Below are 12,807 nucleotides of genomic sequence, written 5' to 3' on the forward strand. Positions count from 1 at the left end.
GTGCACCGCCGACATGCCGTCGCGTGCTGCGCTTTCTACGCTTCCTCGGACCACGACATCCCGTCGCGCGCGAGCAGCGCCGACGAAGCCGCGGGCCCGAACGTGCCGGCCGTGTACAGGCGCGGCCGGTCGCCGAGCTGCTTCCAGCCGTCGAGGATCGGCTCGACCCACGACCAGGCGGCTTCGAGCTCGTCGCGGCGCATGAAGTGCGTGAGGCGGCCGCGGATCACGTCGATCAGCAGTCGTTCGTATGCTTCCGCGCGCCGCTCCGGAATCGCCTGCTGCAGGTCGAGGTTCAGGCTCACGGGCACCATGTTCATCCCGCTGCCCGGTTCCTTCGCGAGCATCTGCAGCTGGATCGACTCTTCCGGCTGAAGCTGGATCACGAGGCGGTTGCTGTAGTGGCGCGGGCCGGTCGGGATGATCGAGAACGGCATGTCCGCGAACTCGATCACGATTTCCGACTGGCGGCGCTGCAGCCGCTTGCCGGTGCGCAGGAAGAACGGCACGTTCGCCCAGCGCCAGTTGTTGATGTGTGCGCGCAGCGCGACGAAGGTTTCCGCGCGGCTGTCGGCCGGCACGTTGTCTTCCTCGAGGTAGCCCTTCACCGGCTGGCCGTCGACCGCACCGGCCGTGTACTGCCCGCGCACCGTGTCGCGCGCGACGTCGGCGACCGCCATCGGCCGCAGCGAGCGCAGCACCTTCAGCTTCTCGTCGCGCACCGCGTCCGGGTCGAGCGACACGGGCGGCTCCATCGCGACGATGCACAGCAGTTGCAGCAGGTGGTTCTGCACCATGTCGCGCAGCGCGCCGGTATGGTCGTAGAAGCCCGCGCGGCTGCCGACACCCACCGTCTCCGCCACCGTGATCTGCACGCTGCGGATGCTCGGCGCCTGCCACAGCGGCCCGAAGATCGGGTTGCCGAAGCGCAGCACCATCAGGTTCTGCACGGTTTCCTTGCCGAGATAGTGGTCGATCCGGTAGATCTGCGATTCCTCGAAGTGCTTGCCGACCGCATTGTTGATCGCCTTCGCGGACGCGAGGTCGTGACCGAGCGGCTTTTCGAGGACGACGCGCGAGTGCCTGTCGACGAGATGCGCGGCCGACAGGTTGTCGCAGATCGTCGTGAACAGCTCCGGCGACGTCGACAGGTAGAACACGCGGATCGCGTCGCCGCGCGCCGCTTCCGCGAGCCGCAGGTAGTCGTCCGGCGCGTTCACGTCGATCAGCACGTACTTGAACAGGTCGAGGAAACGGCTCCAGGCGGCGGGATCGAACGCCTTTTCGTCGATGAACGGGCGCGACTGCTCGTCCATGAACTTGCGATAGCCGTCGATGCCCCAGTCGCGGCGGCCGACCGCGATGATGCGCGTCTCCGGCGGCAGGTTGCAGTGCAGGTGCGCCATGTACAGCGCGGGCAACAGCTTGCGGGCGGCCAGGTCGCCGCCGCCGCCGAAGATGATCATGTCAACGGGCCGGTCGGCCGCGGTCTGGGTAGGCTGATTCGTCATGGGAGGTTCGCGTCTGAAACGGTGAGCGTGGAACGAACGTCGAAGGCACAGGGCGCCGGTACGGCAAAACCCTAATAGTGCACGCATTTGATGGATCGCGTGTGTGTCCGTTTCCTGTCGCGCAGCTGGCGGATGGGTTGCAGCCGGGTTGCAGGCGGTGCGGGCGTTGAAGGAGCCGGGCCGCTGCCGGAGCGGGCGAGCGGCATGAACGGTCGTCGGGCGGCGGCTCGCTGGCAGGGTGTGGCGCCGCCGGCCTGCGAGCCGCGTCGCCTCGCTCGATCGGTACGGTGCCCGGCATGCGCATCCGGTACAGCGACACGGCCTGGATCGCGAGCGCACAGACGATCGCGCGACCGTCGGCCGGAATCGGGTCAAGCCGCGTGAGCGTCGGGCTCAGCACATGAAAGAACGCTGCGAAGCTCGGCAGCCCGGTGGCCGTCCCGCCCGCGTGAGCGCACGACTGCCCGCCGAGCGCTCAGCGCCCCAGCGCGTAAAACTCCGCGTTCGGCCGCATGTTCGTCACGTTCGCGATGCGATTGGACATGCCGAAGAAGGCCGAGATCGCCGCGATGTCCCAGATGTCTTCTTCGACGAAGCCCTGCGACTTGAGCGTGTCGAAATCCGCTTCGCCGACCTGGTGCGCGGCCTGCGACACCTTCATCGCGAAGTCGAGCATCGCCTTCTGCCGGGCGGTGATGTCGGCCTTGCGATAGTTGGTGGCGACCTGGTCGGCGATCAGCGGATCCTTCGCGCGAATGCGCAGGATCGCACCGTGCGCGATCACGCAGTACTGGCACTGGTTCACGCTGCTGGTGGCCACGACGATCATTTCCCGTTCGGCCTTGCTCAGGTTGCCCGGCTTGTCCATCAGCGCGTCGTGGTAAGCCATGAACGCGCGAAACTCGTCCGGGCGATGCGCGAGGGTCAGGAAGACGTTCGGGATGAAGCCCGACTTTTCCTGGACGGCCGCGATGCGTTCGCGAATGTCCTCGGGCAGGTCTTCGAGCGCGGGCACGGGAAAGCGGCTGATGGGGGCGGTGCTTGTGGCGGTCATGAGGTCTCCTGGATAAGACGGCACGGCCGCGCTCGATGCGCGGGCGGCCGTCCGAAAAATGAAGCGCCGGTGTCGGCGGCGGCGTTACGCGTTGACGTCGACGACGATACGGCCGCGAACCTTGCCGGCGATCAACTCTCCGGCAAGGGGGATGACGTCGCCCAGGCCGACCTGGTGGCTGATCGCGCCCAGCTTCCCGACGTCGAGATCGGACGCGAGCCGGCGCCACGCCTCCAGGCGGTCGGCACGCGGGCACATGACGCTGTCGATCCCGACGAGCGTGACGCCGCGCAGGATGAACGGCATGACGGTCGCGGGGAAATCCATGCCGGCGGCCAGGCCGCAGGCCGTCACGACGCCGCGGTACCGCGTGGTCGCGCACACGTTGGCGAGCACATGGCTGCCTGCCACGTCGACCGCGCCGGCCCATCGTTCCTTGCCCAGCGGCTTGCCGGGCTCGCTGAATTGCGCCCGCTCCAGGATCTCCGCCGCGCCGAGCTGCCGCAGGTAGTCGGCATCGGCGGGGCGGCCGGTGACGGCGACGACGCGGTATCCCAGCCGCGCGAGGAGGGCCGTGGCGACGCTGCCTACCCCGCCTGCCGCGCCGGTCACCACGATCTCGCCGTCGTCCGGGCGCACGCCATGCCGCTCCAGTGCCATCACGCACAGCATCGCGGTGTAGCCCGCCGTGCCGATGGCCATCGCCTGTTGCGGCGAAAAGGCGGACGGCAGCGGCACCAGCCAGTCGCCATCGACGCGGGCCTTCTGCGCCAGGCCGCCCCAGTGCGTTTCGCCGACGCCCCAGCCGTTGAGCACGACCTGATCGCCGGGGCGATAGTCCGGGTGCGTGCTGTCCTCGACTTCCCCGACCAGATCGATGCCGGGCACCATCGGGAACTTGCGGACCACCGGGCTCTTGCCGGTGATCGCCAGCCCATCCTTGTAGTTCAGCGTCGAATAGCCCACGCGTACCGTCACGTTGCCGGCCGGCAACTGCGCGTCGTCCAGCGTCTCGAGCCGCGCTTGCTGGCCGGTTTCATGCCTGTCGATCACGATGCCTTGAAACATGTGTCCTCCTTTCTAGACCGATCGTCTAGTTAATGGCAAAAAAATTCAGCGGCGGGGCAGCCCGTTGAAGAAGAACTGCGCGAACAGGGCCAGCGGCGTATCGCTGCGCTCCAGCTTCGCGCGCAGCACGGCGCCTTCCCAGCCGATCCAGAAGAATGCGGCGAGTTCGGCAGGGTCGGCCGAGCCGGCCAGTTCGCCGGCTTGCTGCGCGGCGGCCAGGCAATCGGCGAGGCGGCGTTGCCAGTCCTCGAAGGTGGTGCGCAGGCGTGCGCGGAAGCTTTCGGGCAGCGCGCCCATTTCCTGCCCGAGGTTGCCGATCAGGCAGCCCCGGCTGTATTCGTAGCGGGCCATGCCGTCCCGGGCATCGTCGACGAACGCGCGCACGCGCTGCAACGGCGAGCGCGCCGCGTCGCTGAAATGGCGGTCCAGCTTGCGCGCGAAGAAGTCGGCATATCGGTCGATCAGTTCGAGGCCGAACGCTTCCTTGCTGTCGAAGTAGTGATAGAAGGAGCCCTTGGGCACCCCGGCGCGCCCGAGGATCTCGTCGAGCCCGGTGGCCGAAAAACCCTTCTCGGTGAGCACTTCCAGCCCGGTGCGCAACAGCATGTCCCGCGTGGCGACGAGGTCTTCATGCTGCTTCGGTGGCCTGCCGCGACGGCGAGGCGGATCAGTTCGAACGTCCATGCGCGAATAATAGACCGTTTGTCTCAAAAATCAACGGGCGCGTGTCGATCGCATCCGATGAGGCACGGACGGCGAGCGACGCCCGTATTAACCCTGATTAACAAACCTTATCGCGGTGAAAAATTCCGCATCTTATTGAACCGATATCGGCTCGATATAGTGGCTCGCTTTCCCGCACGCACCGGTTGCGTGTGCAGACAAACAGCAGGAGCCCCTTGATGACCACCGATACCCGATTCACCGAAGTCGAGGATCTGATGCCCGCCGCCGGCGGGTTGCGCGAGATCCGTCACCACATCCACCACCATCCCGAGCTTGCATACGAAGAGCACGACACGGCCGCGCTCGTCGCCGGGAAGCTCGAACAGTGGGGCTGGCAGGTGACGCGCGGGGTCGGCAGGACGGGCGTGGTCGGCACGTTGCGCGTGGGCGACGGCACGCGCAGCATCGGCATTCGCGCCGACATGGACGCGTTGCCGATCGTCGAGGCGACGGGGCTGCCCTATGCGAGCGGCACGCACGGCAAGATGCACGCCTGCGGCCACGACGGCCACACGACGATGCTGCTCGGCGCCGCGCAGCATCTCGCGAAGACACGCAACTTCTCCGGCACCGTGCATCTGTATTTCCAGCCGGCGGAAGAGCACGGCGTCGACAGCGGCGCGAAGAAGATGATCGACGACGGCCTGTTCGAACGCTTCCCGTGCGACGCCGTGTTCGGCATGCACAACCATCCGGGCGCGGCGCCGGGCGTGTTCCTCACGCGGCGCGGCCCGTTCATGTCGGCCGGCGACAAGGCGATCGTCACGATCGAAGGCGTCGGCGGCCACGCGGCACGGCCGCACCTGACGGTCGACCCGGTCGTCGTCGCGGCAAGCATCGTGATGGCGCTGCAGACGATCGTCGCGCGCAACGTCGACCCCGCGCAGCCGGCGGTCGTCACGGTCGGCTCGATGCACGCGGGCACCGCGAACAACGTGATCCCGAACGGCGCGCGCCTCGAGCTCAGCGTGCGGTCGTTCAGCCCGGAAGTGCGCGCGCTGCTCAAGCGCCGCATCACCGAGCTGGCCGAAACGCAGGCCGCGAGCTACGGCGCGAGCGCGAACGTCGAGTACATCGAGGGCTATCCGGTCGTCGTCAATACGGATGCCGAAACGGATTTCGCCGCGCAGGTCGCGCGCGAACTGGTCGGCGACGCGCACGTGGTCGAGCAGACCGACCTGCTGATGGGCAGCGAGGATTTCGCGTTCATGCTGCAGCAGCGGCCGGGCTCGTTCGTGCGGCTCGGCAACGGCGAAGGCGAGGACGGCTGCATGGTGCACAACCCGAAATACGACTTCAACGATCGCAACCTGCCGATCGGTGCGGCGTTCTGGACGCGTCTCGTGGAGCGTTACCTCGGGCGGTGATTCCGGCGGCGGTGGCGCGCGGCCGGCGCTTCCGGCCGCATTGAGAGGAGAGGACAACGATGCAGAAAGACCATCTCGCGCTGCACCCCGCGTCGACGGGGGGCGCCGAAGTCGGCACGCCGCGCGCACCGGCCGTCACGCGGCGCGGTGCGATCGCGGCGGCCGTGATCGGCAACTGGCTGGAATTTTTCGATTTCACCGTGTACGGCTTCTTCGCGGTGCTGATCGGCAAGCTGTTCTTCCCGTCGAGCGACCCGACCACGTCGCTGCTGCTGTCGGTCGCGACGTTCGCCGCCGGCTTCTTCACGCGGCCGCTCGGCAGCGTCGTGCTGGGCGTCTACGCCGACCGCAAGGGGCGCAAGGCCGCGCTGAACCTGACGATCATGCTGATGGCGCTCGGCACGGGGCTGATCGCGATCGCGCCGACTTATGCGCAGGTCGGCGTGGCCGCGCCGCTGCTCGTCGTGTTCGCGCGGCTGCTGCAGGGCTTCTCGCAGGGCGGCGAATTCGGCGCGGCGACGACGACGCTGCTCGAACAGGGCGGCACGTCGCGTCGCGCGTTCCGCGCGAGCTGGCAGCTGGCGACGCAGGGCGGCGCCGCGCTGATGGGCTCGGGTTTCGCGGCGCTGCTGTCGAACACGATGACGAAGGACGCGCTCGAAAGCTGGGGCTGGCGGCTGCCGTTCCTCGTCGGCGTGCTGATCGCGCCGGTCGGCATGTACCTGCGCCGCCGGCTCGCGGACGATGCGCCCGGCGACAGCCATCACGGGATCGAACGCGGCGTGCTGCACGAGCTGTTCTCGAAGCACACGCGCACGGTGGTGCTGCTGATGCTCACGGTGATGGGCGGCACGGTGTCGACCTACATCCTGACGTTCTACATGCCGACCTATGCGATCCACACGCTCGGGCTGCCGATGAAGCTGTCGATGTTCGTCGGCGTCGCGTCGGGCTGCGTGATGCTGGTCACGTGCCCGCTGTTCGGCTGGCTGTCGGACCGGCTCGGCAGCCGCCGCCTGCCGATCTTCGTCGGCCGCGGCGTGCTGGTCCTGTTGCTATTCCCGGCGTTCTGGCTGATGAACCACCACCCGACGCTGTCGGTGATCCTGCCGCTGACCGCGCTGATGCTGCTGTTCTATTCGCTCGGCTCGGCGTCGGAAATGGCGCTGATGTGCGAGTCGCTGCCGCGCCACGTGCGCGCGACCGGCATCTCGATCGCGTATGCGCTCGCGGTGACGATCTTCGGCGGCACCGCGCAGCTGATCGCGACCTGGCTCGTGAAGACGACCGGCAGCAAGCTCGCGCCGGCCGGCTACGTGGCCGCGTGCGTGGTGCTGTCGCTGATCGCGGTCGCGATGCTGCGCGAGACGGCCCGGGACTCGCTGGACTGACGCGCGGCACAGCAAGGCGGGCGGCGGGCTGCAGGCTGCAGTACGCGCTTACCGCCCGCGCACCATCCTCAGGTACGACGCGAGCATCGTCGCGAGTTCCTGCGCGGCCGGCGTCAGCGGCACGGCCGCGCGCTGCAGCAGGCAGATGTCCTGCGATTCGGCCTGCTCGCGAACGGGCACCTTCGCGAGCGCGCCGGCGAACGGCCCGTGCCGCGTGATGGCTTCGGTTTCGAGCGCGAGGGAATCGGTCTGCGTGACGATCTGCAGCGTCTCGAACATCCCTTCGACGGTCGCGAGAATCCTCGGCGGCGGCTGGCCGTGCGCGTCGAAGTACGCGAGCAGCCGGTTCACGACCGGGTCGGCGCTCAGGTTCGGCGAGCGCGTGGACACCCACCCGTAACCGGCCAGTTCGGCGAGCGATTTTGCGTGCATCGCCGGATGCCCGTGGCGGCACACGACCACCGGCGCTGAAGCACGCAGCGGCGTGACCGCGAGATCGGTCGTGTCGGTCTGCTTCGCGACGAGTGCGATCGCGAAATCCACCGCGCTTTCGCGCAGCCAGCCGATCATCATCCGCGACGTGCCGGTGCGCAGATGCACGTCGACCTTGTCGAAGCGCGCGCGGAACGCGCTCAGCACGGGCGCGAACGCGTCGATCAGCGGTTCGGCCACGAGGCCGAGCGTGACGGTGCCTTCGTACGCGCCGCTCAACTGCCGGATCTCCCGCTCGACCTGCTCGCATTCGCCGAGGATCGAACCGGAGCGCGCGAGCAGCCGCTGGCCGACGGCCGTCGGCACGATCCCGCGATTGGTGCGCGTGAACAGCGTCGCGCCGAGCGTCGCCTCGAGGCTCTGCAGCTGCTGCGTGACGCCGCTCTGCGCGAGATCGAGCGCGCGTGCGGCGGCGCGCAGGCTGCCGTGCTCGACGACGGCCTGGAAGATGCGGAGCTGGGAGAGCGTGAACGCCATGGGCACGCGCGGGGCCGGTGATCGGAAATACCGATCATGATAAGGCAGTCGATGGTTCCGGCGGCGGCCCGTGCCGCCTACGATCGCAGGCAGTCCGGCTGATGCCGTTTGCGTTCCTTCCTGTCCTCCGTCGACCATGAAACGTATCCTCGTCCCGCTCGTTTCCCTGTGCCTTGGCTGGGCTGCCACGTCCGCGTTTGCACTCGACGCGCACGTCGTGCGCCTCGGCATCGATCCGACCTATCCGCCGATGGATGCGAAAGCGCCCGACGGCAGCCTGAAGGGCTTCGACGTCGATCTCGGCAACGAGATCTGCCGCCGCGCGCAGTTGCGCTGCCAGTGGGTCGAGCTCGAATTCTCCGGGATGATTCCCGCGCTGCAGGCGCGCAAGATCGACGCGATCCTGTCGTCGATGGCGATCACCGACAAGCGCGAGAAGCAGATCCTGTTCTCGTCGAAGCTGTTCCGCTTCAAGTCGCGGCTCGTCGCGCGGCCCGGGAGCGGCCTCGGCAGCACGACCGCGTCGCTGGCCGGCAAGCGTGTCGGCGTGCAGTCGGGCACGCAGTTCGAATCGTGGGCGCTCGCGCACTGGGCGACGGCCGGCGTGAGCGTGGTGCCGTACAAGAGCCAGGACGACGTGTTCGCCGATCTCGTCAACGGCCGCCTCGACGCGGCGCTGCTCGGCACCGTGGAAGCCGACTACGGCTTCCTGCGCACGCCGAAGGGCAATGGTTTCGCGTTCGTCGGCGCGCCGCTCGACATGGGCGATCGCGGCGTCGGCATCGGCATGCGGCAGTCGGATACGGCGCTCAAGGCGTCGATCGACGGCGCGATCGCGTCGATGCTGAAGGACGGCACGTACGACCGGATCGCGAAGAAGTATTTCGACTTCAACCCGTACGGCGACTGAACGCCAAGCCTCCGCGCCGTTGCACCCGCGGCCCCGTTTTCATCCGTTCGAGACCCTCGATGCAGATTCGCACCACGCCACTCCTGTCGCCGTCGATCGGCACGCAGCGCACGCTGACGAGCTTTCATTTCGGGCCGGCCGGCACCGGCCGCAAGATCTACCTGCAGGCCGCGCTGCACGCGGACGAGACGCCCGCGATGCTCGCGGCGTTCGTGCTGAAGCAGCGTCTCGCGCAGCTCGAGGCCGAAGGCCGGCTCGCGGCCGAGATCGTGCTCGTGCCGGTCGCGAACCCGGTCGGCCTCAATCATCATCTGCTCGGGCAGTTCATCGGCCGTTTCGATCTTGCGAGCGGCCGCAACTTCAATCGCGGTTTCCTGCCGCTCGCGGACATCGCCGCGCGTGCGCGCGACCGGCTCGGCGACGACGGCGAACGCAATCGCGCGATCGTGCGCGAATGTGTCGGCGCGGCGCTCGACGATATCGCACCGCGTACGGAATTCGATGCGCTTCAGCTGGCGCTGCTGAAGCTGTCGTTCGATGCCGAGGTCGTGATCGACCTGCATTGCTCGCTCGAAGCGGTGATGCACGTGTACACGAGCGATACCGCGTGGCCGCAAGTCGAGCCGCTTGCGCGCTATCTCGGCGCGCAGGTGTCGCTGCTCGCCGAGGATTCGGGCGGGCACGCGTTCGACGATGCGCATCATCTGCTGTGGTCGCAGTTGCGGCAGCACTTGCCGGCAGGCACGCCGATGGCGGCCGGCACCGTGGCCGTGACGGTCGAGTGCCGGGGGCAGCGCGACGTCACGTACGACCATGCGGAGCGCGATGCCGATGCGCTCGTCGCCTATCTCGTGTGGCGCGGCGCGGTACGCGGCGAACGCGTGCCGCTGCCGCCGCTCGCCGCGCCGGCCACGCCGCTCGCGGGCAGCGAGCAGTTCTACGCGCCGGTGAGCGGGATCCTCGTGCACCGCGCGGCGATCGGCGCGACGATCCGCGCCGGCGATCCGCTGTTCGACATCGTCGATCCGCTGACCGATGCAATCACGACGATCTCGAGCGGGACCGACGGCGTGTTCTACATGCGCCGCGCGATCCGTTTCGTCACGGCCGGCGCGCCGCTCGGCCGCGTGACGGGTGCCGTGCCGGTGCGCAAGGGGATGTTGCTCGGCGCGTGACGAGCGGCGCGCGTCGCTCGCGACGAACCCCGAACTTTACGAGATCGGAAAGAAACTTCGGTTTCCTCAGATAATCGCTCGCCGCTCGATCCCGGCCTGCACCGGGTCGGCCGCCTGTAGACGGCCGGCGGACGCAGGCCGCATCGTCAGCCGGGCCGTTCATGGCCCGCCGCGACGCACGGCAGCACGCTTGCCTGACTTGCCGCGCGCCGTTGTCCCGCCGTTGCGCCCGCCCGCGTCCGAAAACATCTTCATGTCCCGAAGGATGCCGCGCAGCAGCGTATCGGCTGCCACCCCGAGCGTGCGTCCGGCCTTGACCAGCAGCCGCGCGTTGGCTGCCTCGAGCAGCGGATGGGCGACGGGAACGGCGACGAGTTCTCCCGCCTCCAGTTCCTGATAGGCCGCGAACGCGGCGAGCAGCGTGACGCCGTCGTTGCGCCTGACGAAGTGGCGCAGCACGGCCAGCGAGTTGGTGGTCAGCGTCGGGTGGAGCTGGATGTTCTCTGCATAGGCGAGCATCTGCACGGCCTGCCCGAGACCGAACGCCGGCGGCATCAGCGCGAGCGGATACCCGGCGAGTTCGTGTACCGCGAGGGGCCGGCCCCGCACGGCGAGCGGGTGCCCGGGATGCACGAGCGCCACCACCGGCTGCGGCGCGGTGGCGACGTACTCGATATCCGGATGCGCCGGGGGATTGTAGGCGAGGCCGATATGCGCGCGGCTCTCGGCGACTTCCTGCAGCAATGTGCTGACCGGAAGGATATCGACGGTGACGTCGAGCTTCGGATAGCGCGCGCAAAAGTCGGTGAGCACCTCGTCCATCAGGCAGTCGATATAGCCTTCGCTGGTGGCGATGCGGATCTGGCCGTGTTGCAGGCCGTGCAGCGCCTGCAGGCGGTCTTCGAACAGTTCCTGCTGGGAGCGGCAGCCGCGCCAGTATTCGAGCAGGTGCGCCGCGGCTTCGGTCGGCCGGACACCGCGCGGCTGGCGCTCGAACAGCGGCGCCCCGATTTCTTCCTCGAGCAGCCGGATCTGCCGCGTGATGACGGACGGCGACGTGTTGATGCTGTCGGCCGCGCCGCGGATCGAGCCGTGCGTCAGGACTTCATGGAAATAGCGCAGGCGGCGCTGGTTCAGTTCGCGCATGGTGTCGGTCCGTTTGCCGTTGAAGTGTTGCTCGTTGAGCAACGATAACTCGCTTAGGTTGCTATTGCGCTGCTTTTTCGGCTCCTCGACGATTCGAACGGAGTCGATCATCGATGCGGGATTCGAAGCAATACGCCCTAAAGGAGAGCGCATGTCCGCCATTCCATCCCCTCAAGACCCGGTCGCGCCCGACAGCCCGGCGCATCAGGCCCTGTATCGCAAGCTGAACTGGCGCCTGCTGCCTTTTCTGCTGCTCTGCTACACGTTCGCCTATCTCGATCGCGTGAATATCGGGTTCGCCAAGCTCTCGATGCAGAGCGACCTGGGCATCTCCGATGCGGTGTACGGGCTGGGCGCGGGCATCTTCTTTCTCGGCTATGTGCTGTTCGAGATCCCGAGCAACCTGCTGCTGCCGCGGATCGGTGCACGCAAGACCATCAGCCGGATCATGGTGCTGTGGGGCCTGACCTCGGCGGGCATGATGTTCGTCCACGACGAGACCACCTTCTACGGGATGCGCTTCCTGCTCGGCGTGTTCGAGGCCGGTTTCGCGCCGGGGATGATCTTTTACCTGACCTACTGGTACGGCCAGCGCCGCATGGCCGGCGTGATGGCGGTCGTGATGCTCGCAGGCCCGATCGGCGGCGCCTTCGGCTCGCCGCTGTCGGCGTGGCTGATGACCGGGCTGTCCGGTGCCCACGGCCTGGCCGGCTGGCAGTGGATGTTCGTCGTCGAAGGCCTGCCGTGCGTGCTGCTCGGCGCGCTCGCACTCAAGGTCCTGTCCGACCGGCCGGCCGACGCAGCCTGGCTGACCGACGACGAGAAGCGGATGCTCGCCGCCGAGCTGCACGCACCCGGCGCCGGTCATCACTCGTTCGGACAGGTGTTGCGCGACCCGCGCGTGTACCTGCTGGCGTTCGCGTACTTCACGATCATCTGCGGAATCTACGCGGTGAGTTTCTGGCTGCCGTCGATCCTCAAGGCCGACGGCGTGACCGACACGATGCAGATCGGGCTGTACTCGATGATCCCGTACGTCTGCGCCGCGATCGCGATGATCGTCATCGGCCGCCGGTCGGACCGGCGCGGCGAACGCCGTTTCCACAGTGCCGTGCCGGCCCTGATCGGCGCGATCGCGCTGGCTGTGGCGACGACGGCCAACGGCAATCTCGTCGTCTCGCTGGTCGGCATGACGATCGCCACGTCGATGATCTGGGCCGCGTACACGGTGTTCTGGGCGATTCCGTCGCAATACCTGAAGGGCGACGCGGCCGCGGGCGGCATCGCGCTGATCAATACGATCGGCCTGATCGGCGGCTTCCTGAGCCCGACCATCATCGGCGCGATCCACTCGGCGACGGGCAGCATGGCAGCCGGCCTGCTGGTCATGGTCGCGTTGCTGGTCGCGGGCGCCGCGGTGCTCGTGGCGAACCGGCTGCCCGCGCCGCACGACGCGTTGGCGACGGCGTGATATCGCGGGCGCGCAAGCG

The 12,807-nt window shown here is 68.0% G+C and carries 11 protein-coding genes; 5 read left to right on the plus strand and 6 right to left on the minus strand.

All coding sequences use genetic code 11. From position 1 onward, the window contains the following. Positions 1 to 35: 35 nt before the first annotated feature. The 4 genes from zwf to acuR all read right to left on the minus strand — a co-directional run bounded on the left by zwf (position 36) and on the right by acuR (position 4,317). On the minus strand, positions 36 to 1,511 hold the full coding sequence (gene zwf / locus PQB87_RS19080) for a glucose-6-phosphate dehydrogenase (RefSeq protein ID WP_059684106.1): 1,476 nt from the start codon (positions 1,509 to 1,511) through the stop codon (positions 36 to 38). 475 nt (positions 1,512 to 1,986) lie between these two features. After that, entirely contained in the window at positions 1,987 to 2,565 is a 579-nt protein-coding gene (locus PQB87_RS19085) for a peroxidase-related enzyme (RefSeq protein ID WP_489243499.1), read from the minus strand. Between the two features lie 84 nt (positions 2,566 to 2,649). Continuing rightward, positions 2,650 to 3,633 (minus strand): acrylyl-CoA reductase (NADPH), encoded by a 984-nt coding sequence (acuI, locus tag PQB87_RS19090; RefSeq protein ID WP_048023465.1) that lies wholly within the window; start codon positions 3,631 to 3,633, stop codon positions 2,650 to 2,652. A gap of 45 nt (positions 3,634 to 3,678) precedes the next feature. Next, a complete protein-coding gene (acuR, locus tag PQB87_RS19095) occupies positions 3,679 to 4,317 on the minus strand; it encodes an acrylate utilization transcriptional regulator AcuR (RefSeq protein ID WP_059684112.1) in 639 nt (212 codons plus the stop codon). Between the two features lie 218 nt (positions 4,318 to 4,535). Between acuR and PQB87_RS19100 the strand changes: the two genes are divergently transcribed. Then, positions 4,536 to 5,726, plus strand: coding sequence for a M20 aminoacylase family protein (locus PQB87_RS19100; RefSeq protein ID WP_489243500.1), 1,191 nt, complete (start codon positions 4,536 to 4,538; stop codon positions 5,724 to 5,726). Positions 5,727 to 5,785: 59 nt separating this feature from the next. Continuing rightward, a complete protein-coding gene (locus PQB87_RS19105; protein WP_489243501.1) occupies positions 5,786 to 7,117 on the plus strand; it encodes an MFS transporter in 1,332 nt (443 codons plus the stop codon). A 48-nt stretch (positions 7,118 to 7,165) separates the two neighbouring features. On the opposite strand, the gene PQB87_RS19110 is transcribed toward PQB87_RS19105, so the two are convergent. Continuing rightward, positions 7,166 to 8,086: a LysR family transcriptional regulator gene (locus PQB87_RS19110; protein ID WP_489243502.1), complete on the minus strand. Its 921-nt coding sequence runs from the start codon at positions 8,084 to 8,086 to the stop codon at positions 7,166 to 7,168. 136 nt (positions 8,087 to 8,222) lie between these two features. On the opposite strand from PQB87_RS19110, the gene PQB87_RS19115 reads away from it, so the two are divergent. Together PQB87_RS19115 and PQB87_RS19120 are read left to right on the plus strand one after the other, a co-directional pair. Then, positions 8,223 to 8,996 carry a transporter substrate-binding domain-containing protein gene (locus PQB87_RS19115; RefSeq protein WP_222154960.1) on the plus strand — a complete coding sequence of 258 codons (774 nt, stop codon included), beginning with the start codon at positions 8,223 to 8,225 and terminating at the stop codon, positions 8,994 to 8,996. A gap of 59 nt (positions 8,997 to 9,055) precedes the next feature. Beyond that, a complete protein-coding gene (locus PQB87_RS19120) occupies positions 9,056 to 10,171 on the plus strand; it encodes a succinylglutamate desuccinylase/aspartoacylase family protein (RefSeq protein WP_104766742.1) in 1,116 nt (371 codons plus the stop codon). 159 nt (positions 10,172 to 10,330) lie between these two features. Here the strand turns inward: PQB87_RS19120 and PQB87_RS19125 are convergent, their stop codons facing one another. Next, positions 10,331 to 11,317, minus strand: a complete 987-nt coding sequence (locus PQB87_RS19125) for a LysR family transcriptional regulator (protein WP_489244336.1) — start codon at positions 11,315 to 11,317, stop codon at positions 10,331 to 10,333. Between the two features lie 151 nt (positions 11,318 to 11,468). Between PQB87_RS19125 and PQB87_RS19130 the strand changes: the two genes are divergently transcribed. Then, positions 11,469 to 12,788: an MFS transporter gene (locus PQB87_RS19130; RefSeq protein ID WP_489243503.1), complete on the plus strand. Its 1,320-nt coding sequence runs from the start codon at positions 11,469 to 11,471 to the stop codon at positions 12,786 to 12,788. Positions 12,789 to 12,807: the final 19 nt, after the last annotated feature.

It is taken from the genome of Burkholderia sp. KL41 (assembly GCF_057005415.2).